The organism is Tepidamorphus sp. 3E244 (genome assembly GCF_046159835.1).
GTDB lineage: Bacteria > Pseudomonadota > Alphaproteobacteria > Rhizobiales > Tepidamorphaceae > JACKJK01.
Window position 1 is genome coordinate 438,509 of the sequence record NZ_JBJXCY010000002.1, and the last position, 23,833, is coordinate 462,341.

Sequence of the window (23,833 nt, forward strand, 5' to 3'; positions counted from 1 at the left end):
ATGCGCGACTTCACTTGTGACGCCGCGACACCAAATATGGGGGACAGGTTGCGCACCCGCGCCCTCCCCCCGAAAGGACATCTCATCAGGCTCTTCTCAAATCTCATCGACGCCTTCGCGCGTGCCGATGGTCCCCCGCCCCAGACGCTGTCGGCCTTCATGGCCTGGGCGCTCAAGGGCGCTGGCCCGGCCATCATTATGTCACTCATGGTCTCGGTCGTTGTCGGCCTGACGGATGTCGGTGCCGCATGGATCGTCGGCTGGGTGATCGACCTTGCGCAGGCGCATGGCAGTGACCTGGTCTTCGGCCAGAACTGGCCGCTGCTTGCCGCAGCCGTGGCGTTCTTCCTGCTGTTCCGGCCCGTGGCCATGGGCCTCAGCGCGGCGTTCAACTCGCTGACGCTGATGCCCAACATCTACCCGATGGTGCTGCAGCGACTGAACCGGCACACACTCGGCCAGAGCCTTCGCTTCTTCGATGACGATTTCGCAGGGCGCATCGCCCAGAAGCAGCAGCAGACGGCGCGCGCCATTGCCGATGTGATCTCCGAAGGCGTCAACATCATGGGCCTGAGCGTCGCGGCGCTGATCGGTGCCGCGGCCCTCGTCGGGCAGGTCAGCGGCTGGCTCGCGGTCGGTCTCGGCCTGTGGATCGTCGGCCTCGCCCTGCTCGTGCGGTTCTTCATGCCCCGCGTGCGCGTGCGCGCCAAGGCGCGCGCCGCTGCCCGCGCCGTCGTCACCGGACAGGTGGTGGACACCGTCACCAATATCGCGACCGTGAAGCTCTTCAGCCACGGGCGGCAGGAGGACGACGCCACCCTCGATGCGCTCGGCACGTATCGTTCCCGCATCATCGATTTTGGCGAGGTGACCGCACTCTTCCGCTTCGTGCTGATGACCTACTCCGGCACGCTGCCGGTGCTGCTGGTCGGTGGCGCGCTGTGGTTCTGGTCGCAAGGGTCCGCCAGCGCCGGTGACATTGCCGCGGCCGGCCTCATCTCCGTGCGCATCGCGCAGATGTCGGGCTGGGTCTCCATGACCGCCATGGCGATCTTCACCAATATCGGCGAGATCGAGGACGGCATGCGCACGCTCTCGCCGCGCCACGAGATCATCGACAAGCCGGATGCCGTCGACACCGGCCGCACCAGCGGTGAAGTCTTCTTCGACGACGTGACCTTCGGCTATGGCCGCGAGACGGCTGCCCTGTCCGACTTCAACCTGCGCGTGAAGCCCGGCGAGAAGGTTGCACTCGTTGGCCGGTCCGGCGCGGGCAAGTCCACCGCCGTCTCCCTGCTGCTGCGCCTCTACGACGTCGAGGATGGCCGCATCACGCTCGACGGCACCGACATCCGCGACCTGACGCAGGATTCCCTGCGCGCGCAGATCGGCATGGTCCGGCAGGAAACCTCGATGTTCAACCGCTCCGCGCTGGAGAACATTCGCTACGGCAACCCGCAAGCCAGCGACGAGGACGTCTACGAGGCTGCCCGTCGCGCCCACGCGCACGACTTCATTCAGGGGCTTGAAGACTATCGCGGCCGGGAGGGCTACGCCGCCCACCTCGGCGAACGTGGCGTGAAGCTGTCGGGCGGTCAGCGCCAGCGCATCGCGCTTGCCCGCGTCATCCTCAAGAACGCACCGGTGCTGGTGCTGGATGAAGCCACCAGCGCGCTCGATTCAGAAGTCGAGGCCGCCATCCAGGACACGCTGGAAGTGCTGATGGAGGACAAGACGGTGATCGCCATCGCACACCGGCTCTCAACGATCGCGCGCATGGACCGCATCATCGTCATCGATGACGGGCGAATCGTCGAGGAAGGCACCCACGGAGCGCTTCTTGCGCGCGGCGGCCTCTATTCCCGCTTCTGGAATCGGCAGTCCGGCGGGTTCATCAACCTGGCGGCGGAATAAAACCGCGCCGGGTTGCATATAAAACCGGCAATGCACGAATAAATTGTGGTGATCAGGATACAGTGACCACCTTTCTTCCGCTTCGTTAGCTTCAAGTAGCTTGCAGACTCGGAAGCCCTCCTTAATGCTTGGTTAGGCATTAAATTCTGGGGGCATCAGAAGATGAATAAGATGGGGCTGATCTGCGCGCTCGCCTTGCTGGCAACGCCGGCGATGGCAGGCGACTATTCCGGCACATCCAACATGCGCGCGGGCCATGTTCAGGGTTATTTTGGCGGCACTTTCCTCTCCGCCGACGGCGACAACGCCGACGCGACAGTATTCGGCGCCGCCGGCAGGCTGAATGTGCCCATCAGCGAGTACTGGAACATTCAGGGCGACGCGGCCATTGATGCGCTCTCGCAGGACGGCACACTGAGCGTGCTCAGTGGCACGGTCCACGCCTTTTGGCGCGACCCCACGACCTACGCTGTTGGCGCGTTCGCCTCGCTTGAGGATTTCAACAGCTCTGAGTCCGATGTCGATATCTATGCCTGGCTCGTCGGCCTCGAAGGCCAGCGTTACATGGGCGACTACACCCTGTACGGGCAGATCTGGGGCGGTCAGCTCACCGACGGCAGCGATGACGTGAATGAGTTCGGCGTTCGCGGCGTCGTCCGCTACTTCGGCCACGAAAACTGGCGCCTCGATGGCGAAGTTTCGCTGAACACGCTCTCGGCGGATGGCGACACCATCACCAATTTCGGACTGGGCACCCAGGCGATGTACCAGTTCCCCGGATCGGCGTTCGCAGTCTTTGGCCGTTACGATTTCAACCACTTGAGCGGCAGCGGCGACAGCCTCGACATCCACACGGTTGCTGTCGGTTTCCGCGGCACCTTCCAGTCCGGCGGCAGCGGGCACACGTCAATGACCCTGAAAGAAGAAGATCGTCAGGGCGCGACGATGGAATCACCGCACGCCAACTCGATTACCGGCCTCTGAACAGCCCAGGTCGACTCATGAAGAAAGCCCGGCAGCCAACCTGCCGGGCTTTTTTTTTCAATCCATCATCTGCACTCCGGTGACATCCGACGAGCGGTAACATCCACCGCCGCAATCGTACCGCCGACCTGACTCACCTTGCGACATGCCGCGCGATGAAGGCGGCGGCATCGTCCAGCGTGTTGGCACGCCAGCGAAGTGGCAGTGCCAGCGTGGTCAGCAACCCGGCATGACCGATGCCGGGATAGTGCAGCACGTCAACGCCGACTCCCGCCTGCATGAGTTCGCGCGACAGGCTGTCGGAATGCAGCGTGGGGTGCACGATCTTGTCCGATGAGCCGTGGATCAGGATCGCTGGCGGGTCACTGCTGTCGACAAAATTGATCGGCTGCGTCGCCTGAAGGTCCTGAACGTGGGTGAAGGTGCGGATCGTCGCCCGGTCCTTCAGCGGCAGGAAGTCGTAAGGCCCGGCGAGACCGACAAAGCCACGGATGGCGCTGCGCGGCACGCCTGCCGCATCCAGCCAACGCTGGTCATAGGCGAGCACGGCGGCATTGTAGGCCCCGGCGGAATGGCCCGCGAGAACGATACGGTCCGGATCACCGCCGATCTCGGCTGCATTGTTCCGCGCCCATGCGACGGCTGCCGCGCAATCTTCGATGAAGGCAGGATACTTGCCGTTGGGGTGCAGCCGGTACCCCGGCACCACCGTTACATAGCCTTTGGAGGCAAAGGCCGCTCCGGCAAAACCGTAACCGTCCTTCGTGCCGGTGCTCCAGGAGCCGCCATGAATGAACACGACAATCGGCAGCGGCCCATCAGCGCCGCGTGGCGCGAACACGTCCAGCCGCTGTGCCGGGTCGCTGCCATAGGCCGCATCGTGGACGAGCTGCGTCGTGCCGAGGTCGTTCGGTACGGCGAAATCGAACAGTTCCACCTGCGACCAGGCCTTGCTAGCGGCGAAATACATGGCCGCGACAACCGTCACGACGCCCAGAACAGTCTTTATCCAGAAGATGACGCGCTCCCTTGCGACATGTGGCTCAAGGCTTGAACGCCTCAGCGGGCCGCATGGATTGCATGAGGCTGGATCAGGGAACGCCGGGAGAAGCGAATTCGTTCAGGCGAAGATCGTGTCGCCCTGCTCCTTGATGAGCGCTTCTGCCTTTCGGAAGGCCGCCGCAATGGCATCTTCGCGGTTGGGGAATGTGTCGGCACGGATCAGCGTGTGATGACGCATCTCGCCGTCGATCTCCTTCGACAGCCGCGCACCGAGCCGGGACTGTCCGCCCTCGTCATGCGGCGTCGCCTGCACCAGCACACCTTCGATTTCCTTCTCGTCCGCAGCCATCGGGGAAATCGGAGCTTGTTGCTTGGCCCGGCCAAACAGCCTGTTCAGGATGGACATCGTGGTGCTTCCTCTCGCCTGCGCGTGTTCGCATGTAACCCGTTTAATTGGCTCGCAGGCCTGCGGCGTCAATGCGTAGAAGGCTCCGCAAGCTCTCGAACATCCGGGTGCACGTGCTGGATATAACGTGACAGTGCGTGCCGTTTTGAAAGACCGAGCGCGTGGTCGGCAGCTAGCCAGAATGCCGACCACTCGCTCGCGGCACTCGGTCCGTTCATGTCGGCATCATTGATGAAGTCGACCAACAACAGCACCGCGTTGACGCCGTGCTGGCGCAGAAACCACAGATGCGCCAGCCGATTGGTGTACTGGTAGAAGGTCGCGCACCAATCCACCTGCGAGGTCACACCAAGGTCGGCTTTCACCTGCGAGAAGGCAGCCTCGATCTTGCGTCTGGAAACTTCGCCTGCCGCGCAGGGCGGCGACATGGCCTCACGCAGATGCGCCTTGGCCTCGACAAGCACGACCCGCTTCCCAGCCTTGCCGAGCGCGTCCCATTGAGGGCCACGACTTGGCCAGAAAGCGGCGAGTTGGGCCTTGAGCTGGTCTAGCCCGAGTTTGTGGAGAAACGCGGCATCGCGGTATTCCGCGAAGTCATCAGCTTGCTTCGGCGACACCCAGTCGATCTCGGAGCCGTCTTCAAGCCGGACGAGCGCGGGCCGCGAATTGGCCACGCGCTGCATCCATTTCAGACTGCCCCGTTCACCAGCTGGCTGAACGACGCGCACCTAGTTATCCAGGAAGCTCCGCAGTTTGCGGCTCCGCGACGGGTGCTTCAGCTTGCGCAGGGCCTTCGCCTCGATCTGGCGGATACGTTCGCGCGTGACCGAGAATTGCTGACCGACTTCCTCCAGCGTGTGATCGGTGTTCATGCCGATGCCGAAGCGCATGCGAAGCACGCGTTCCTCACGCGGGGTGAGCGAAGCGAGCACGCGGGTCGTCGTCTCGCGCAGGTTACCCTGGATGGCGGAGTCGATCGGCAGGATCGCGTTCTTGTCCTCGATGAAATCTCCGAGGTGTGAATCTTCCTCGTCGCCAATCGGCGTTTCGAGGCTGATCGGCTCCTTGGCGATCTTGAGGACCTTGCGGACCTTTTCCAGCGGCATGCCGAGCTTTTCGGCAAGCTCTTCCGGGGTCGGCTCGCGGCCGATCTCGTGCAGCATCTGGCGGCTGGTACGCACGATCTTGTTGATCGTCTCGATCATGTGCACCGGGATACGGATGGTGCGCGCCTGGTCGGCAATCGAGCGGGTAATCGCCTGGCGGATCCACCACGTCGCGTAGGTGGAGAACTTGTAGCCGCGGCGATACTCGAACTTGTCCACCGCCTTCATCAGGCCGATGTTGCCTTCCTGGATCAGGTCGAGGAACTGCAGCCCGCGATTGGTGTATTTCTTGGCGATGGAAATGACGAGGCGCAGGTTGGCCTCCACCATTTCCTTCTTGGCGATGCGCGCCTCGCGCTCACCCTTCTGCACCCAATTCACGATGCGGCGGAACTCGGAGATTTCGAGGCCGGTGTCTGTCGCGATTTCCTGGATCGTGCCGCGAATTTCGTGAATGCGTTCCTTCTCGCCGCCGACGAATTCCTTCCAGCCCTTGGAGCCGAGGTTCGCGACGCGGCGCAGCCAGTTGGGGTCGAGTTCCGCGCCCTGGTACTGGTCGAGGAAGTCGGCGCGGTCGACACCGTAGGATTCCGCCAGCCGCAGCAGGCGGCCCTCGAAGCCGATCAGCGTCTTGTTGATGCCGTAGAGCTGCTCGACGAGGCTGTCGATGCGCATCTGGTTGAGCGACAGGCTCTTCATGTCCGCCACAAGCTCTTCCTTGAGCTTCTTGTAGCGGCGCTCCTGGCTCGGCGTCAGGTTCTTGTTCTGCAGGCGCAGCTCGACGAGCTGGTCCTGCAGCTTGGAAAGCTTGGTGTAGTTGGAGGCGATCTGGTCGAAGGTTTCCAGAACCTGCGGCTTCAGTTCCGCTTCCATGGCAGCCAGCGACAGCGCGTTCTCGTCATCGTCGAAATCGTCGTCGTCGTCGCTGTCGTCGCTGCTCTCGCCCTCGGCCTTCTCGCCTTCAGCCTTGGACTCGTCCTTGTTCTCGGCGTTTTCGGTATTCGCCGCAGGCGCCTGCTTGGCCTCGGGGCCGGCATAGGTCGCTTCAAGGTCAATGATGTCGCGCAGCAGAATCTCGCCTTCGTTGAGTTCGTCGCGCCAGATGATGATCGCCTGGAAGGTCAGCGGGCTTTCGCAAAGCCCGGCGATCATCGCCTCGCGGCCGGCCTCGATGCGCTTGGCGATGGCAATTTCGCCCTCGCGCGACAGAAGCTCCACAGAACCCATCTCGCGCAGGTACATGCGCACGGGATCGTCGGTCCGGTCAGCCGGCTCGCTGGACTTCTTCTTCTCGACAGCGCCGCCGGTCTTCACCTCGGCAAGCGCGCCACCGCTCTCGCCGTCCTTGTCCTCGGACTCGGCTTCCTCGGCTTCCTCGTTCTCGATGACGTTGATGCCCATCTCGTTGAGCAGCGCGAGGATGTCCTCGATCTGCTCCGACGACACCTGATCGGAGGGCAGAACGTCGTTCAGCTCCTCATAGGTGACGTAGCCGCGCTTCTTGGCGGCCTTGAGCATCTTCTTGACTGCGGCATCGGAAAGATCGAGAAGCGGGCCGTCTTGGTTCTCGGCGCCTGCTTCCTTCTCGTCTTTTTTCGCTTCTTTGGCCTTCGTCGCCATTCAGGTCGTCTCCTGACAAACCGGTGATAGGTGGGCTACCCGGAGGCCATCGCTCGCGCGCGCTGCAGATGCCCTTGCTTGCTGCCATGTTGCAGCAATGCAGTAAACCCGCTGTTAACCGTCACCAAACATGTGTGCATGCAGGCCACCGCGCCCGCAGCGATGGGGCAAAAGGCCCCTAGAAATTCCGCACCGGTCGTCCGGACTGTGCCCCGAAGCCGTCAACCAGCGCTTCCGTTCCTTCTGCTTTTTCAAGTTCGGCCTTGATCGCGAACAGTCGCGCCTCATTGGCCTCGGTGATGTCGCGCTCGTAGTCCGCCTGCGCGAGCTCAAGGTTTCTATGTAACGTGTTGATCTTTCGGTGCAAGGCCAACATGTGTCGCAGGCCCGATTCGGCGTCCGTATCGGCCGCTTCGGGAGCCGCAAACCAGTCTGCGCGCGCAAGCCACAGCGAATCGAGCCGCGCCAGCGCACCCTCCAAGCCTCGTCTGCCAAGTGATTCGCGCATCATTGCGGCAGATAGGTCCAGATCGTCCTCTGCCGCGATATCGACGATCGCGGTTCGCACCCGGTCGAGTTCGGGATGCGCCATGACGAGTTCGCTGATCTCCTCTGCGAAATCGTCAAGCAGCACCGGGTGGTTCAACAGCGTCAGGATGATGGCGACCTCGCGCCGGCCCATGTCGCGCGCGCCCGTCACCAGCGCGCTGCGCTTCAGGCTGTCGCTGGCGCCGGCAAGACCCGCAGCAGGCATGTACCCCGCACCGGTGCGCGATTGCTTGCTGAACGGCTCCGCCCGCCCGCGCGAAAACGCGCCCTGTCCGCGCTGGCCCTGGTTGCGGCCGCCTTCGCGACCACCGAAGAGCTCGCGCGTGCGCCGCCCGATCTCCTCGCCGTAGTGCCGCCGCACGGTTTCATCGCCAACGGAGCGCACCAGCGCGCCGAGACGCGCTTCCAGCGCCGCGCGACGTTCCGGCGTGTCGTGCGGGTGGCTCTCCACAGCCATGGTCCACACGATGTCGGCAAGGCTGCGGGTATTGCCCAGAAGTTGCGCCAGCGCCTCGCGCCCTTGCGCGCGCAGCACGTCATCTGGGTCCTGGCCCTCCGGCATCAGCGCAAACTGCAGGCTCTTGCCGGGTTTCAGGTGTGGCAGCGCCAGTTCCGCTGCACGCCACGCGGCGCGCAAGCCCGCAGAGTCGCCGTCGAAACACAGCACCGGCTCGTCCGCCATGCGCCACAGCAGCGCCAGCTGGTTTTCCGTCAGCGCCGTGCCAAGCGGGGCGACCGTATTGCCGAACCCGCCTTCGGTCATGGCAATCACGTCCATATAGCCTTCGACGACGTGAACCTTGCCGGTCTGCTGGGCCGATCGCCGCGCCATCATTGCGTTGAACAGCGTGTCGCCCTTGTGGAAGAGCGGCGTCTCCGGCGAGTTGAGATACTTGGCCGGCTGGTCGGAACTGAGCGCGCGCCCGCCAAACGCGATCACCCGCCCGCGCGGATCGAGGATCGGGAACATCACCCGGTCGCGGAACCGGTCGAAGGGGATGGAGATGTCATCGCCGGTGATGATCAGCCCGGCTTCGGCCATCTGCTCCACGGTCACGCCACGCCCGGCCAGGTGGTCCTTCAGCGCGTGCCGCCCGCCCGGCGCGTAGCCAATTCGGAATGTCTTGCGGGTGTCGCCGGTCAGCCCGCGCCCGTCGAGATAGGAGCGCGCATTGGCGCCGGCGCGCTCCGAAAGCTGCGCCTCGAAGAAGGCCGCTGCCATTTCCATGATCTCGTGCAGGCCGGCGCGCTCGCGCTCGCGCTGCTCCGCCTGCGGGTCGGCCTTCGGCATCGGAAGCCCGGCTTCGCCCGCCAGCCGCTCCACGGCTTCGGGAAAGCTCAAGCCTTCGGTTTCCATCAGGAAGGTGAATACGTCGCCGTGCTTTCCGCTGGAGAAGCAGTGGTAGAAGCGCTTGTCGTCATTCACGAAGAAGGACGGCGTCTTCTCCCTGGTGAAGGGGCTGAGGCCCGCCATCTCGCGCCCCTGCTTCTTCAGGCGCACGCGCCGTCCCACCACCGCCGAGACAGGCACGCGGTTGCGGATCTCTTCCAGGAAGGACGGCTGAAAACGCATCTGCACTCTATACAACACAAGAACGCGCCGGGCATCCGAAGACACCCGACGCGAATTCAATCACACCAATCGCGGAATAGCCCGTGCGCGCGTCAGCCCTGGACGGCGGATCGCGAGCAGAGCAGGTCCTTCACGACACCGCTTGCCCGTCCGAAGTCCATCTGGCCCGGATAGCGTTCCTTGAGCGCGTTCATGCACTTGCCCATGTCACGCACGCAGGTGCCTTCGAGGTCCTCGACCACGTCGACGCAGGCCGAGCGAATCTCGTCCTCGGAAAGCTGGCGCGGCAGGAACGAACGGATGATCTCCGATTCCTGCGTTTCCTGCTCGACGAGTTCGATGCGGCCGGCTTCCTCGTAGATCTTGGCGGACTCTTCGCGCTGCTTGATCATCTTCTGCAGGATCTGGCGAATATCGTCATCGCTGACGAGATCGTCCTTGCCTGTCGAACGAACCGCGATGTCGCGATCCTTGATGGCAGCGTTGATGAGCCGCAGGGTCGCCATGCGGCGCCGGTCCTGCTCGCGCATCGCGGTCTTGAGCGAATCGTTGATTTCCTGTCGCAGCATCTTTGCCGTTTCTCTGCCTCGGTTCGGGGCCTTGACCTGCCGCATGCGCGGCCCGATTGCGTCGTTACATGCCGCAAAAGGCCAAGGCCATCAAGAACAATGGCTTCAACTCGTTGAAATTATTGACGAATTACGCGGATCACCTTGGCTTGACGCCATCGGCAAGCTCCCCTAGCTTCCGCCGTAAGATCACCCGCACCCCCATTCCCGGGCTCCAAGGCCCCACCGGATATGGCGGGCGGACGCGCAACACTCTCAAACGGCAATATAGGCGATGACAGGCGTCACGGAAAGCACCTCCGCGCCATGGGCGCAACCGAAGGCAACAGGCATCCTCGTTCTGGCGGACGGCAGCGTCTTCCGCGGGCGCGGGGTCGGCGCAGTGGGCGACGCCGTCGGCGAAGTCTGTTTCAACACCGCGATCACCGGCTACCAGGAGATTCTCACCGATCCCTCCTATGCCGGTCAGATCATCACCTTCACGTTCCCCCATATCGGCAATGTCGGCGCCAATGACGAGGACATCGAGACCTCGAACCTCGCCGCCGATTCCGGCGTGCGCGGCTGCATCCTGCGCGCCGATGTCACCGACCCGTCCAGCTGGCGCTCGGCCAAGCACCTCGACAAATGGCTGTCGGCACGCGGCATCATCGCGCTCTCGGGTCTCGACACCCGCGCGCTGACCGTGCGCATCCGCGAGGGTGGCATGCCCAACGGCGTCATAGCGCATGACCCAAAGGGCGAGTTCGATATCGAGGCGTTGAAGGCCAAGGCCGCCGAATGGCCGGGGCTCGAAGGCATGGACCTCGTTCCCTCCGTCACCACGGCGCAGCGCTACGACTGGGACGAGACGAGCTGGCAGCTCGGCGAGGGCTATTCCCACCTTGCCGAACCCGAACATCACGTCGTCGCCATCGATTACGGCATCAAGCGCAACATCCTGCGCCTGTTCGCCGACCGTGGCTGCAAGGTGACCGTGGTCCCTGCGACCGCGTCCTCGGAGGACATCCTCGCCATGAAGCCGGACGGGGTGTTCTTGTCGAACGGTCCCGGCGACCCGGCGGCGACCGGGCAATATGCCGTGCCGGTCATCAAGGACCTGATCGACGCCGGCACGCCGACCTTCGGCATCTGCCTCGGCCACCAGATGCTGGCGCTCGCCGTCGGCGGCAAGACCGGCAAGATGCACCAGGGCCACCACGGCGCGAACCATCCGGTGATGGACCACACCACCAACAAGGTGGAAATCGTGTCCATGAACCACGGCTTTGCGGTGGATTCAGGCTCCCTGCCCGGCAATGCCGAGGAGACGCACGTCTCCCTGTTCGACGGCACCAATTGCGGCCTGCGCCTGAAGGACAAGCCGGCCTTTTCCGTGCAGCACCACCCGGAAGCCTCCCCCGGCCCGCAGGACAGCCACTACCTGTTCACGCGCTTCGTAAACCTGATTCGCGAGCGCAAGGGCCTTGAGCCGCTTCCCGAGACGATGAAGCCGGGGGGCGACACGGACGCGGCCGCATGAGCGAGGACGCACCCGGAAACTCGACCATCGGCGCCATGTTCGGTGCGGGAAACGCGGAAACCTTCATGGGGCTGCCCAAGGCAAGCCCCTATTCCCTGCCCAAGGGGACGGGCGCGGCGATCCTCGGTGTGCCGAGCGCAACGCCTTACCCGGAGGTCGGCGCCTATTGCGCGGCAGCACCCGCAGCGGTCCGCGCAGCGCTTGCCGACTACGCCGCCAATATCGAGCATCCGGACTTCGATCACGGTGAACCGATGCTCGGCCTCACCGGGTTCTCCGCCGTCGACTGCGGTGACATCAAGACCGACCCGCAGGAGCCGGCCACATCGCGCGCGGCCATCCGCGCCGCCACCCGCGCCGTGCGCAAGGCTGGCACCGTACCGCTGGTCATTGGCGGCGACGATTCCGTGCCGATCCCGGTCCTCGCCGCGTATGCGGGCGAGGACCCGATGACGATTCTGCAGATCGACGCCCATATCGACTGGCGCGACAGCGTGCGCGGCGAAAGCTTCGGCCTGTCTTCCACCATGCGGCGCGCATCCGAGATGGAGCACGTCACTGGCATCGTGCAGGCGGGACAGCGCGCCATCGGCTCGGCCCGCACGGCGGACTGGCTGGAGGCACGGCGCTGGGGCACGAAGTTCGTCTCCGCGCGAACCATCCACCGCGAGGGCGTCGGCGCCGCGATCGATGCGCTGCCCGAAGGCGGCAACATCTTCATCTCGCTGGATGTCGATGCATTCGATCCGTCGATCGTTCCCGGCGTCATCGGTCGCGCGCCCGGCGGGCTGACTTACTGGCACGTCATCGACCTGATCGAGAAGGCGGCGGCCAAGGGCACCATCGTCGGGTTCGCCATGGTGGAACTGATGCCCAGACGCGATGTCGATGGCCTCGGCGCGCTGGTTGCCGCGCGCACGCTCTGCAACGTCATCGCGGCCGTCCGCAGGCAGGCGGAAAGCGCTGTCTAGCGCATCAGGCGGGGATGGCGCATCGGCACGGCCTTGCGCGTCACGATGCCGGATTTGACCCGCACATCGGCTGGAATGTCGTAGGACTTCACGAGTTCATCCCCGCCGGGCAGGCCCATCACCTCGCGCTGGACGGTGAGCATCCACAAGGTGCGCGCGGTCTCCGTCGAAAGACCATCGCGGGCCGGGTCGTCCTCCGCCATTCCCGCAAGTTGAGCCAGTTGCGCCTCGAACGTCTTGGCGACGCGCACCAGCGTGCCCGCCTGCTCCTCGAACAACTCGTGCTCGAGTGCGGCAAGGGGTGAGGCTTGCGTCTGGCGGGAAAAGGCCTTGGGCGGACGAACGCTCATCAGCTTCGATTGCAAACCGGACCAAGAAAGCCGGTCGGGCGACTCAAAGGTTCGACGTGTTGAAGGTATCGCACGCGTTCATCGTACCTTCCTTCAGGCCGATGCGGAACCAGCGGGCGCGCTGGTCCGAGGTGCCGTGGTTGAAGCTTTCCGGCACGACATAACCCTGCGTGCGGCGCTGGATGGCGTCGTCGCCGATCTGGGCTGCGGCATTCAGCGCTTCGTCGATATCGCCTTCGTCGAGCAGCCCCTTCTTGGCCGTGTAGCGCGCCCACATGCCGGCGAAACAGTCAGCCTGCAGCTCGACGCGGATCGACATGGCGTTGGCTTCGCTCTTTGACATGCGCTGGCGCATCTCGTTGAACTTCGGCAGCACGCCGATGAGGTTCTGAACGTGGTGGCCCACTTCGTGCGCGATCACGTAGGCCTGCGCGAAGTCGCCCGGCGCCTTGAACTGGCGCTTGAGCTGATCGAAGAACTGCAGGTCGATGTAAACCTTGCGGTCGACCGGGCAGTAGAACGGGCCGGACTGGGCGCTTGCATAGCCGCAACCCGATTGAGTCGCGCCGGAGAACATCACCAGCGTGGTGTCGCTGTAGCGTTCGCCCGCACGGTTGAAGACCTCCGACCAGGTTTCTTCGGTGTCGCCCAGCACGACCGACACGAACTTCGCCATGTCGTCATCCGCCGGCGTCGACTGCCGCGGGGCGCTCTGCTCGGTCAAGGAACCGCCACCACCCGGCACACCGCCAAGGTTGCCGAGAATCTGAAGCGGGTTGATGCCGAAGATCGCACCGACGACGACGATGAAGATGATGAAGCCGATACCGCCGAAGCCGGCACGTCCGCCGCCGATCGGGATGCGCATGCCCCCGCCGCGGCCAAATCCGCCGCCGCGCCCGCGCCGATCCTCGATATTGGAACTTCCTCTCCGGTCACGCCAGCGCATCGCTTGCCTCTCCTCGTTGCAGTCAGGACATCACAAAACTGCCCTTCGAGACCGATGGGCGGGACGGGCCTGAACGTTAAACCCAGAACAATGGAACGACAATGACGGCGAACGGTTGCACGCGCTTTCGCGAAAGCTTGCGATTGGGCGGCGCGCCGCCGTGAAAAAGGGGCACTCCCAGGCCGGGAACGCCCCTGTTTTTCACTGTCGCCGGACGGAGGGGCGACATTGGCTCTGCATCAGTGGCTCTGCATCAGTGGCTCTGGATCAGTGGCGTTCAAACCATGCCGCGATCCGGCGCGACCATGATCCGATCATGCAACTGAAGGTCGCAGAGCGGTGCATGTCCATGCGGTCGGATCGCATTGCGGAGCGTCCGATGATGACATCATTCAGCATCTTCCCAACCTTTCTCGGGCTCCCGCGTTCTTGCGGGAGGTGATTCTCGCGCCATGCGCGGCGCACGTGAGCGATACACGTCAGCGACATACGGGTTGACTTGACCCCTCGCCGCTTTTCACATGCGCACAGCGTGCGCTTGAAGCACCAGATATACGCACATCGTGCGCTTCCTTCAAGGCGGAAGCGCACATGGTGCGCAATTTTGACATGGCCGTGGAGCCCGATCCTTGCCGTCTAGAACACCAGACACGCTGACCATGACGCCCGAGGCATTCCGGGCATGGCGCAAGAATCTCAATCTGAAACAGAAGGATGCGGCAGACCTGCTGGGTCTGAAGAAGCGCGTCATCCAGTATTATGAAAAGGGCAGCCGCGACGGGAAGAAGGTCGAGATCCCGAAGCACGTGCGCCTCGCCTGCCACGCGATTTCAGCTGGTGTGCTGGATTTCGACGGCGAAAATGCGGTCTCGATCCCCGTCACCGCCGCGTCTCTCGACACGTCTGCGGCAAGCATTGTCGAGGATGCCGCGGAATAGTGTTTCCGCTTCTCTGAATGCTCGTCTAGCCGGCGCTTTTCATCCACTGTGAATATGGATCGGCGCACCCGCGGTCATCCGGCACGGCCGGCAGGTCGCCACCACCGTCTTCGATCCCGCAAAGTGCTGCTGCTCTGGCTCGCACACACGATGGATCGGCGACCATCTCTTCGTAGCTGACCTGCGCGCACCGCCCCGGCATCAATTGCATGGCCGCGTCGATCATCGCGTTGTACCAGTCGAGATAGGCTCGAATGGCCGGCAGCGCGTAGGCGTAGCTGTTCCCGCTATCATAGTTCTTCATGTAGATGCGCAGCGCGAGATCGTCGACGTTGCGACGCATGAGCATGAAGCGTGCCTCGGGCACGAAAGCAGCCAGGCGCACGGCAGCCGACATATGGCCGGGATGGGTGTTCGTGAAAATCGCCGCATCGGCTGCGCGCGCTTTCAGTTCCCGTGCGTAGTTGTCCTGAAACGGCTTTTCCAGCGGGATCGGCAGATCACCGATCCAGTCGCGACTGAGCAATCCCGCGTCCTGAAACGTCTGACGGACGGCGACTTCCAGCAGGCGGTTTTCGAACCCGCGTGAGACGCCGGGCAGGGTCGCCACGATGGATTCTGCGGTCGTCTTGCCGGAGCGGCTTGGCCCGAGGACGTAAAGCGTCACTGTATGACCGGCTTCGGGCTTGCCCTTGGGTTCCGGCAGCGGCTTGACGCTCGCCAGGCGCTCCAGGAACGTGTCCCTGTTGGCAGCATCACGAGCTTGTTCTTCAGCAAACAGACGCGCCTTGTGGGCGTTTGCCGTCTCAAGGTTTGTCCAGGCGCGGTCGTGGTCGCCTTTCGCATCAAGCAGCCGGGCGCGCGTGAACGCCACGCGTGCGCCCCACACCTCGTCACTGTCGGTCGAGTTGTTCCTTGCTGCGTCTAGCCGCCGCAAGACGTCGATGTCGTGCAGATCGTCCGGAACGCGGCTGAGAATATCGAGCGGCGACATCTTGGAAGGATCGCGCTCGAGCACGGCAAGGGCTGCCTTGGCCGCCGGCGCCGCGCGGCCCATGTGCAGGTGGCACTCCGCGAGTTTGATATGAATATCGTGCAGTTCCGGCGCGCGGCTTAGGGCGCGCTCATAGGCTGCGGCGGCTGCCTCGTATTCGCGCGTTGCGTAGAGGATTTCGCCGAGCGTGGCATGAATGCTGGCGTCTTCCGGTTCGATTTCACGCGCCTGTTCCAGCGTGCGGATGGCGGTCTCGGCGGCGCCAAGCCTCAGGTAGACGCCGGACAGTGCGGTCAGCGTACGCCAGTCGCGCGGGTTCAGCATGGCCGCCTGAACAAGTGGCGCGAGGGATTGCTTGAAGTGCCCGCGGTCGGCGAGCACGAGCCCCAGCGTGTGCAGCATCCCGACATAGTCGGGGTAGCGTTGCAGCACTGTCTCGCAGATCCTCTGGGCCTGAATGAGCTTGCCTTGCTGCCGCAGTGCCTCGGCCTCGTCCAATGCGCTTCGGGTTTCCACCAGCGCGTCGCGTCCATTGCGCGGCGCCGGGTGCCCCTGCTTTCTGCGTCTTTGCATCGTCTTCCCCGAAACGAGTCACTGCACGGCAACCGGGTCCAAAATGTCGGCTCGAACGACACCCGAGAACGCACGTCAATATCTTTTGCAAGCTATGTGGCGCTCGTGCAACATTGACGTTGCGCGAAATATATCGCCACCACTCCTATAAGTTGCTGATGTTGAAGCTGTTTTCACACGGATCGACCGTAAATGGCTTACTTTTCTCAAAAATGCGCTGTTCAACAATCGCGCGCCGAAACACTCGATCATCTCCCCGTTGGCGAGTAACCTTGCGTCAAGCTGACACATTGCAGCTGCAGATTTTTTGCCTTGGGGGGCGACCATGATTTCGATGAAACGCACATTGCTTGGCGGCACGGCCGCGCTGGCGATTTCGGCAAGCACGCTCGGCGCCTCGCCGGCCGCTGCCAACGACATGTCATACTGGCAGGGCTGGTATGGTGGCTTGCAGGTTGGCGCAGCCTTCGGCGAGTTCGACGGTGCACTTTCCACCGATGACACGTCCACCGACATCGCCTACGGAACGGACGAAGCAGGCTTCGCAGGCGGCATCTACCTCGGCTACAACCACCGGCGGAATGGCTATGTCTACGGTATCGAGGCGGACATCCTGTTCCCCGACATCAACTCGTTTTCGGCGTCCCCGGGCACTCTGGAAGACAGTGAACACGTCATCAGCGATGGAATCGATGTGCTGGCTTCGGTCCGTGGTCGCCTCGGCTACATGGCGCACGAAAATCTGCTGGTTTACGGCACTGCCGGCTTCGCCTGGGCGAGCGTCGATCACCGGATGATCAGTTTCGACAACAGCGAAGAAGCGACGATTGATCTCGATGGTTTCGCGCCCGTGGTTGGCGCCGGCGTCGAATGGGCGATCAACGACACCTGGGGCTTGCGCGCCCAGGGCCTCTACTACTTCTTCGACGAAAACCAGAATACGGAATATCTGAGCATCGGCGATGCCAGTTCAGGGGATTTCGGGAGTTTCGATGGCGTGTTCACGCTCACCGTCGGCCTGACGGCGAACCTGTCAAACCTGTTCGGTCCAAGATGAACCGGTTTGCGGCGTAACGGCAGTTTTGCCTGCGCATCACAGCCAATCGTTGACAACTGAAAAATCGGGTCGCCCCGGGGTTACCAAACCCCCGGGCTTCACCTATAAGGCCGCTTCAGCCGACAATTGAACACATGTGCAGCGTGCGGGGGCTCCGCTCGCCTTTTCCGCGCGCGCACAGCCTTGAAGGGCCGCACCGCTCCATGCCGAAAAGAACAGATATCGATACCATCCTCATCATCGGCGCCGGACCGATCGTGATCGGTCAGGCCTGCGAGTTCGACTACTCCGGAACGCAGGCCTGCAAGGCCCTGAAGGCCGAGGGGTATCGCATCGTTCTGGTCAACTCGAACCCGGCGACGATCATGACGGACCCGGATCTGGCGGACGCGACCTATATCGAGCCGATCACGCCGGACATCGTCGCGCGCATCATCGAGAAGGAACGCCCCAAGACGAAGGGCGGCTTCGCCCTGCTGCCGACCATGGGCGGGCAGACCGCGCTCAACACCGCGCTGTCGCTGCGCCGGATGGGCGTGCTGGAAAAGCACAACGTGGAGATGATCGGCGCAGATGCCGAAGCCATCGACATGGCCGAGGACCGCAAGCTGTTCCGCGAGGCCATGGCCCGCATCGGGCTGGAGACGCCGAAATCGGTTCTCGCCAACGCCTCCGACCTGAAGAACGAGGACAAGCAGCGCCGCCGCGCCGGACTCGAGCGCATCGACGCGCTGGATATTTCCGCCGAAGAAAAGACCCGTCTGCGCGGCGAGTTCGAGAAGGACTGGTCGGCCGGTGAGCGCGAGCGAGGCAAGCGTTACGAGGAAAAGGCGCTGATCGAGGCGCTGGAAGCGCTACCCATCGTTGGCCTGCCGGCGATCATCCGCCCCTCCTTCACGCTGGGCGGCACCGGCGGCGGCATCGCCTACACCAAGTCGGAATTCATCGAAATCGTTGAGCGCGGCCTCGATGCCTCGCCCACCAACGAGGTGCTGATCGAGGAATCGGTCCTCGGCTGGAAGGAATTCGAGATGGAAGTGGTCCGCGACCGCGCGGACAACTGCATCATCATCTGCTCCATCGAGAACATCGACCCGATGGGTGTTCACACCGGCGATTCGATCACCGTCGCGCCCGCGCTGACGCTGACCGACAAGGAATACCAGATCATGCGCAACGCCTCGATCGCGGTGCTGCGTGAGATCGGGGTGGAGACCGGCGGGTCCAACGTGCAGTTCGCCATCAACCCCAAGGACGGGCGCATGGTGGTGATCGAGATGAACCCGCGTGTGTCGCGGTCCTCCGCGCTGGCCTCCAAGGCGACCGGCTTCCCAATCGCCAAGGTCGCCGCGCGCCTCGCCGTCGGCTACACGCTGGACGAGCTGGAAAACGACATCACCGGCGGGGCGACGCCCGCGAGCTTCGAGCCGACCATCGACTACGTGGTCACGAAGATCCCGCGTTTCGCCTTCGAGAAATTCCCCTCCAACGACCCCTCCTCCGCCGTCCTCACCACGTCGATGAAGTCGGTCGGTGAAGTCATGGCCATCGGCCGCACCTTCGCTGAAAGCCTGCAGAAGGCCCTGCGCGGTCTCGAAACCGGGCTGGACGGGCTGGACGAGGTCGAGATCCCCGGCATCGGCCAGGGCGACGACAAGAACGCGGTGCGCAAGGCGCTGGGCACGCCGATGGCAGACCGGCTGCTGAAGGTCGCGCAGGCGCTGCGCCTCGGCGTCGACCACGAGCAGGTACATGCCTCCTGCGCCATCGATCCGTGGTTCATCGAGCGGCTCCAGGAAATCATCGACATGGAAGCCAAGGTCGCGAAGCACGGCCTGCCCGACAACGCGTATTCCATGCGGCTAGTGAAGGGCATGGGCTTTTCCGACGCCCGCCTGGCCAAGCTGACGAACCAGGGCGAGGAGGACGTCGCAGCCCATCGCCGCGCGCTTGGCGTCACACCGGTCTACAAGCGCATCGACACCTGCGCCGCCGAGTTCGCCTCGCCCACGCCCTACATGTACTCGACCTACGAAAGCCCGTTCGGCGACGTGCCGCATGACGAATCCGAGCCGAGCGACCGCAAGAAGGTGATGATCCTCGGCGGTGGCCCGAACCGGATCGGCCAGGGCATCGAGTTCGACTATTGCTGCTGCCACGCCGCCTTCGCGCTGGCCGATGTCGGCATCGAGTCCATCATGGTCAACTGCAACCCGGAGACGGTCTCCACCGACTACGACACCTCCGACCGCCTCTACTTCGAGCCGCTGACGGCGGAAGACGTGCTGGAGATCATCCGCTGCGAGCAGCGCTCGGGCGAATTGCTCGGCGTCATCGTGCAGTTCGGCGGCCAGACCCCGCTGAAGCTTGCCGAGGCCCTTCAGGATGCCGGCGTGCCCATTCTCGGCACCGCACCCGACATGATCGACCTCGCCGAGGACCGCGACCGCTTCCAGAAGCTGCTGAACGAGCTGAAGCTGCGCCAGCCGGTCAACGGCATCGCCAAGAGCGCCGACGAGGCCCGCCAGATCGTCGAGCGCATCGGCTTCCCCGTGGTCATCCGCCCGTCCTACGTGCTGGGCGGCCGCGCCATGGAAATCGTGCGCAACATGGCGCAGTTCGACCGCTACATCACCGAGGCCGTCGTCGTGTCCGGCAAGAGCCCGGTGCTGATTGACGGCTACCTGTCGGACGCGGTGGAAGTCGACGTCGACGCCCTGAGCGACGGCGAGGACGTACTCGTCTGCGGCATCATGGAGCATATCGAGGAAGCCGGCATTCACTCCGGTGACAGCGCCTGCTCCCTGCCGACGCACTCGCTCAGCCCGGAAATCGTCGAAGAAATCGAGCGCCAGACGCGCGACCTTGCCCGCGCGCTGAACGTCGTCGGCCTGATGAACGTGCAGTACGCGATCAAGGACGCCGACATCTACGTGCTGGAGGTCAATCCGCGCGCCTCGCGCACGGTGCCGTTCGTCGCCAAGACCATCGGCGCACCGATCGCCAAGATCGCGGCCCGCATCATGGCGGGCGAGAAGCTCGCCTCGTTCACCATCGACCTGAGCCCCTACGACCACATCGCGGTCAAGGAAGCCGTCTTCCCCTTCGCCCGCTTCCCCGGCGTCGATACGATCCTCGGCCCGGAAATGCGCTCGACCGGCGAAGTCATGGGTCTTGCGCGCGACTACGCGCTCGCCTTTGCCAAGAGCCAGCTTGCCGCCGGCACCCGCGTGCCCCTCAGCGGCGACGTGTTCATCTCCGTGCGCGACGGCGACAAGACCAAGCTGCTCGACACCATCCGCAAGCTGCGCGAGTTGGGCTTCAACATTCTCGCGACCGGCGGCACCCAGCGCTTCCTTGCCGAAAACGGCATCGAGGCGAGCAAGATCAACAAGGTGCTCGAAGGCCGCCCGCACATCGTCGATGCCATCGAGAACGGCGACATCGCGCTGGTGCTCAACACCACCGAAGGCTCGCAGGCCCTGGCCGACAGCCGCTCGCTTCGCCGCGCCGCGCTGATGCACAAGGTCCCCTTCTACACGACGGTCGCCGGCGGCATCGCCGCGGTTCAGGGCATCGAGGCGGTCAAGGCCGGTTCCCTTGATGTGGAGCCGCTGCAATCCTATGTAGCCGCCCGTCGACACGTGATGCCGGAACCCGGCAACGCGTAATTTCCCGCAAAAGCGACAACCTTTGCTTGACCGGCGCGAAAACGCCGATCACGCTGGGAAAGTTGTGAATTTGAAAGAACACGGGCGAAAAAGCGCCCGGAGGACACGCCAAATGGAAAAGATCCCGATGACCGCTGCTGGCTATGCCGCGATCGACGAGGAGCTGCGCCGCCGCAAGCAGACCGACCGGCCCGCCATCATCCAGGCGATTGCCGAGGCGCGCGCCCATGGCGATCTGTCGGAGAATGCCGAGTACCATGCCGCCAAGGAACAGCAAGGCATGAACGAGGCGCGCATCGCCGACCTCGAAGAACAGATCGGCCGCGCCGACATCATCGACGTGTCCAAGCTCTCCGGCGACGAGGTGAAATTCGGCGCCACGGTGACCCTCATCGACGAGGACACCGAGGAGGAGAAGGTCTACCAGATCGTCGGCGACATGGAAGCGGACGTGAAGTCCGGCAAGATCTCCATTTCATCGCCCATCGCGCGCGCGCTGATCGGCAAGAAGGAAGGCGATTCCGTTGATGTCGCCGCCCCCGGCGGTGCCCGCGCCTACGAGATCGAGAAGGTCGTCTACAAGTAAGACGACCGGCTCGGCTGCGCGTATCCCGCGCAACCGTTCCTCACCTTTCGACAGTCACGCTTGAAGCGACGGCTCACGCAGCCGTGCGCGCGAGTTGTCTTGCCCGGTGCCCGCGTTGGGCCATACTGGCAGGCATGACACGTTTGGCCGCATTGATGATTGCCGGTCTGCTGGCCTGCACGCCCCAATTCGCTGGTGCGCAGGAACAGAGGCCTGCGCAATCCTCTGACATTCGCGACTGGTTGTTCGAGGCCCTCAAGACCGCCCCGACGCAACAGATCGGCACGGAAGTGGCCAACCAGATCTGGCGGCACTGGTTTCAGCAGGCACCTGATGCAACCGCGAGCGAACTGATGGCAGCCGCCACCAAGCGGCGGAGGGAATACGACTTCGCCGGCGCCATCGAGATTCTCGACAAGCTCGTCGAGCATTCGCCCGAATGGGCGGAAGCCTGGAACCAGCGTGCCACCGTCCTGTTCTTCCAAGACAGGTTCGACGAGTCGCTGGAAGACGTGGACAAGGTGCTGGAGCTGGAGCCGAAACACTTCGGTGCGCTTGCCGGAAAAGGCGTCATCCTGATGCGGCAGGGCCGCATGCAGCTGTCCCAGAAGGCGCTGCGCCGCGCGGTGGAAATCCACCCGTGGATCCAGGAGCGCAACCTGCTTCTGAACGTGCCGGGCGAGGATCTATAGTGCGGTCCGCTCATTCTGTCGGCTGATAGAGGCTAGCCTTCGATCGGAACCAGCGGCGCGTTCTTGTTCTGCCGAATGATGAGCGTCGTGCGAACCGAGTCGACATTCGGCGCGGCCGTCAACTCGTCGATCACGAAGCCCTGGAAGGTGCCGAGGTCCGGCGCCACGCATTTCAGCAGGAAATCCACCTCGCCCGACAGCATGTAGCTCTCGCGCACGATGGGCCATTCCTTCACCTTGCGCGTGAAGGCTGCGAGATCGTTCTCAGCCTGGCTGGTCAGCCCGACCATGGCAAAGGCCATCACGTCCTGCCCCAGCGTCTTGGCATCCAGCAGCGCACGGTAGCCGGTGATGATTCCCGCTTCCTCCAGCGCGCGCACGCGGCGCAGGCACGGCGGCGCGGAGATGCCGACTCGCCGCGCGAGTTCGACATTGGTCATGCGCCCATCGTCCTGAAGCTCGCGCAGGATCTTCCAGTCGATGGCATCGAGTCGGCCTCTCATCGAACGATCCTTTCAGGCGCTGGCAGCATTGTTTCAAGCCGCGCTTATTTTATTGCCGATTCCATTTTGGCGCAAAGACACATTTGCGGCACCGCAGAACGCGATCACACAAACTTTTCCAACGCTTTCGATACTTGTTTCGCCCGCTCCCTTGAATCGGTATGTGTGCACACCCTAATGTCATGCGTCAGGCGCATAACGGCGCCACGCAGGCGGACTGTCTTCGGCGCGGGGTATTTTTGGATCGCCGGACGACCGCTTCGACCAATTCAAGTTTCGTGAGGATTGCGCCATGTCACGCGATGACGCCACCAAGCCGTCCCGTGTCGCCATCATCGGCTCCGGACCTGCCGGATACACGGCAGCCATCTATGCGGCGCGCGCCATGCTGGAGCCTGTCCTGTTCCAGGGCCTGCAGCCCGGTGGCCAGCTGACCATCACCACCGAGGTGGAAAACTACCCTGGTTTTGCAGACGTCATTCAGGGGCCTTGGCTGATGGAGCAGATGGAGGCGCAGGCGCGCCACGTCGGCACCGAGATCATCACCGACCTCATCACCGACGTCGACCTCACGCGCCGCCCGTTCCGCCTTCAGGGCGACAGCGGCAAGACCTACATCACCGACAGCGTCATCATCGCCACCGGCGCGCAGGCGAAGTGGCTCGGCCTGCCCTCCGAGCTCGCCTTCCAGGGCTTTGGCGTCTCGGCCTGCGCGACCTGCGACGGGTTCTTCTATCGCGGCAAGGAGGTCATCGTGGTCGGCGGCGGTAACACCGCCGTGGAAGAGGCACTGTTCCTCACAAATTTTGCCTCCAAGGTCACGGTCATCCACCGCCGCGACGCGTTCCGCGCCGAGCGAATCCTGCAGAACCGCCTGTTCGATAACGAGAAGGTCGAGGTCGTCTGGGACACGGTCGTGGAAGAAATCGTCGGCTCGCAGAACCCGACCAGCGTGACGGGCGCCCGCGTCAAGAACATCAAGACCGGCGAGACCCGCGAGATTTCCGCCGATGGCGTTTTCATTGCCATCGGGCACGCACCGGCGACGGAGCTGTTCAAGGACAAGCTGGACATGAAGCACGGCGGCTACATCGTCACCGCGCCGGATTCCACCGCCACCAGCATTCGCGGCGTTTTTGCCGCCGGGGACGTGACGGACGACATTTATCGCCAGGCGGTGACTGCCGCCGGCATGGGCTGCATGGCAGCGCTCGAAGCCGAGCGCTGGCTGGCGGCAGGCGGCCTGCGGGAAGCCGCCGAATAGAAGACTGATCCGGGCCTGCGCGGCTGGCGGCGAGAGGGGC

The 23,833-nt window shown here is 63.7% G+C and carries 20 protein-coding genes; 10 read left to right on the top strand and 10 right to left on the bottom strand.

Annotated elements, in window-relative coordinates:
- The first annotated feature begins 36 nt into the window (after positions 1–36).
- Positions 37–1,914 (top strand): ABC transporter ATP-binding protein, encoded by a 1,878-nt coding sequence (locus ACKTEK_RS10890; RefSeq protein WP_409165318.1) that lies wholly within the window; start codon positions 37–39, stop codon positions 1,912–1,914.
- Positions 1,915–2,127: 213 nt separating this feature from the next.
- Positions 2,128–2,898: a hypothetical protein gene (locus ACKTEK_RS10895; RefSeq protein WP_409165319.1), complete on the top strand. Its 771-nt coding sequence runs from the start codon at positions 2,128–2,130 to the stop codon at positions 2,896–2,898.
- Between the two features lie 133 nt (positions 2,899–3,031).
- Here the strand turns inward: ACKTEK_RS10895 and ACKTEK_RS10900 are convergent, their stop codons facing one another.
- The 6 genes from ACKTEK_RS10900 to ACKTEK_RS10925 form a co-directional block, all read right to left on the bottom strand.
- The gene (locus ACKTEK_RS10900; protein WP_409165320.1) at positions 3,032–3,886 is read right to left on the bottom strand and encodes an alpha/beta hydrolase; all 855 of its coding nucleotides are present in this window, start codon (positions 3,884–3,886) and stop codon (positions 3,032–3,034) included.
- A 132-nt stretch (positions 3,887–4,018) separates the two neighbouring features.
- Positions 4,019–4,306 (bottom strand): HlyU family transcriptional regulator, encoded by a 288-nt coding sequence (locus tag ACKTEK_RS10905; protein WP_409165321.1) that lies wholly within the window; start codon positions 4,304–4,306, stop codon positions 4,019–4,021.
- Positions 4,307–4,374: 68 nt separating this feature from the next.
- Entirely contained in the window at positions 4,375–5,034 is a 660-nt protein-coding gene (locus ACKTEK_RS10910; RefSeq protein ID WP_409165322.1) for a hypothetical protein, read from the bottom strand.
- On the bottom strand, positions 5,035–7,032 hold the full coding sequence (gene rpoD, locus ACKTEK_RS10915) for an RNA polymerase sigma factor RpoD (protein ID WP_409165323.1): 1,998 nt from the start codon (positions 7,030–7,032) through the stop codon (positions 5,035–5,037).
- Positions 7,033–7,210: 178 nt separating this feature from the next.
- Entirely contained in the window at positions 7,211–9,154 is a 1,944-nt protein-coding gene (gene dnaG, locus ACKTEK_RS10920; RefSeq protein WP_409165324.1) for a DNA primase, read from the bottom strand.
- A 92-nt stretch (positions 9,155–9,246) separates the two neighbouring features.
- A complete protein-coding gene (locus ACKTEK_RS10925) occupies positions 9,247–9,720 on the bottom strand; it encodes a GatB/YqeY domain-containing protein (protein ID WP_409166148.1) in 474 nt (157 codons plus the stop codon).
- Between the two features lie 277 nt (positions 9,721–9,997).
- Here ACKTEK_RS10925 and carA point away from each other — a divergent pair, with 277 nt between their 5' ends.
- Entirely contained in the window at positions 9,998–11,245 is a 1,248-nt protein-coding gene (carA, locus tag ACKTEK_RS10930) for a glutamine-hydrolyzing carbamoyl-phosphate synthase small subunit (RefSeq protein WP_409165325.1), read from the top strand.
- Entirely contained in the window at positions 11,242–12,216 is a 975-nt protein-coding gene (locus ACKTEK_RS10935; RefSeq protein ID WP_409165326.1) for an arginase family protein, read from the top strand. The genes carA and ACKTEK_RS10935 overlap by 4 nt, the downstream gene beginning before the upstream one ends.
- Here ACKTEK_RS10935 and ACKTEK_RS10940 read toward each other — a convergent pair.
- Both ACKTEK_RS10940 and ACKTEK_RS10945 read right to left on the bottom strand, forming a co-directional pair.
- Positions 12,213–12,566: a DUF6665 family protein gene (locus ACKTEK_RS10940; protein WP_409165327.1), complete on the bottom strand. Its 354-nt coding sequence runs from the start codon at positions 12,564–12,566 to the stop codon at positions 12,213–12,215. The two genes, ACKTEK_RS10935 and ACKTEK_RS10940, sit on opposite strands and share 4 nt — an antisense overlap.
- A gap of 43 nt (positions 12,567–12,609) precedes the next feature.
- Entirely contained in the window at positions 12,610–13,515 is a 906-nt protein-coding gene (locus ACKTEK_RS10945; RefSeq protein ID WP_409165328.1) for a neutral zinc metallopeptidase, read from the bottom strand.
- Positions 13,516–14,174: 659 nt separating this feature from the next.
- On the opposite strand from ACKTEK_RS10945, the gene ACKTEK_RS10950 reads away from it, so the two are divergent.
- On the top strand, positions 14,175–14,453 hold the full coding sequence (locus tag ACKTEK_RS10950) for a helix-turn-helix domain-containing protein (protein WP_409165329.1): 279 nt from the start codon (positions 14,175–14,177) through the stop codon (positions 14,451–14,453).
- A 25-nt stretch (positions 14,454–14,478) separates the two neighbouring features.
- Here ACKTEK_RS10950 and ACKTEK_RS10955 read toward each other — a convergent pair whose 3' ends face one another.
- Complete coding sequence (locus ACKTEK_RS10955) at positions 14,479–15,945, bottom strand: tetratricopeptide repeat protein (protein WP_409165330.1); 1,467 nt, start codon at positions 15,943–15,945, stop codon at positions 14,479–14,481.
- A gap of 421 nt (positions 15,946–16,366) precedes the next feature.
- Here ACKTEK_RS10955 and ACKTEK_RS10960 point away from each other — a divergent pair, with 421 nt between their 5' ends.
- The 4 genes from ACKTEK_RS10960 to ACKTEK_RS10975 all read left to right on the top strand — a co-directional run bounded on the left by ACKTEK_RS10960 (position 16,367) and on the right by ACKTEK_RS10975 (position 22,026).
- Positions 16,367–17,077, top strand: a complete 711-nt coding sequence (locus ACKTEK_RS10960; RefSeq protein WP_409165331.1) for an outer membrane protein — start codon at positions 16,367–16,369, stop codon at positions 17,075–17,077.
- Between the two features lie 203 nt (positions 17,078–17,280).
- Positions 17,281–20,748 carry a carbamoyl-phosphate synthase large subunit gene (carB, locus tag ACKTEK_RS10965; RefSeq protein ID WP_409165332.1) on the top strand — a complete coding sequence of 1,156 codons (3,468 nt, stop codon included), beginning with the start codon at positions 17,281–17,283 and terminating at the stop codon, positions 20,746–20,748.
- Between the two features lie 112 nt (positions 20,749–20,860).
- Entirely contained in the window at positions 20,861–21,334 is a 474-nt protein-coding gene (gene greA, locus ACKTEK_RS10970; protein WP_409165333.1) for a transcription elongation factor GreA, read from the top strand.
- A 134-nt stretch (positions 21,335–21,468) separates the two neighbouring features.
- Positions 21,469–22,026: a tetratricopeptide repeat protein gene (locus ACKTEK_RS10975; protein ID WP_409165334.1), complete on the top strand. Its 558-nt coding sequence runs from the start codon at positions 21,469–21,471 to the stop codon at positions 22,024–22,026.
- A 32-nt stretch (positions 22,027–22,058) separates the two neighbouring features.
- Here the strand turns inward: ACKTEK_RS10975 and ACKTEK_RS10980 are convergent, their stop codons facing one another.
- Positions 22,059–22,529: an Lrp/AsnC family transcriptional regulator gene (locus ACKTEK_RS10980; protein ID WP_409165335.1), complete on the bottom strand. Its 471-nt coding sequence runs from the start codon at positions 22,527–22,529 to the stop codon at positions 22,059–22,061.
- A gap of 292 nt (positions 22,530–22,821) precedes the next feature.
- Here ACKTEK_RS10980 and trxB point away from each other — a divergent pair, with 292 nt between their 5' ends.
- Complete coding sequence (gene trxB, locus ACKTEK_RS10985; RefSeq protein WP_409165336.1) at positions 22,822–23,793, top strand: thioredoxin-disulfide reductase; 972 nt, start codon at positions 22,822–22,824, stop codon at positions 23,791–23,793.
- Positions 23,794–23,833: the final 40 nt, after the last annotated feature.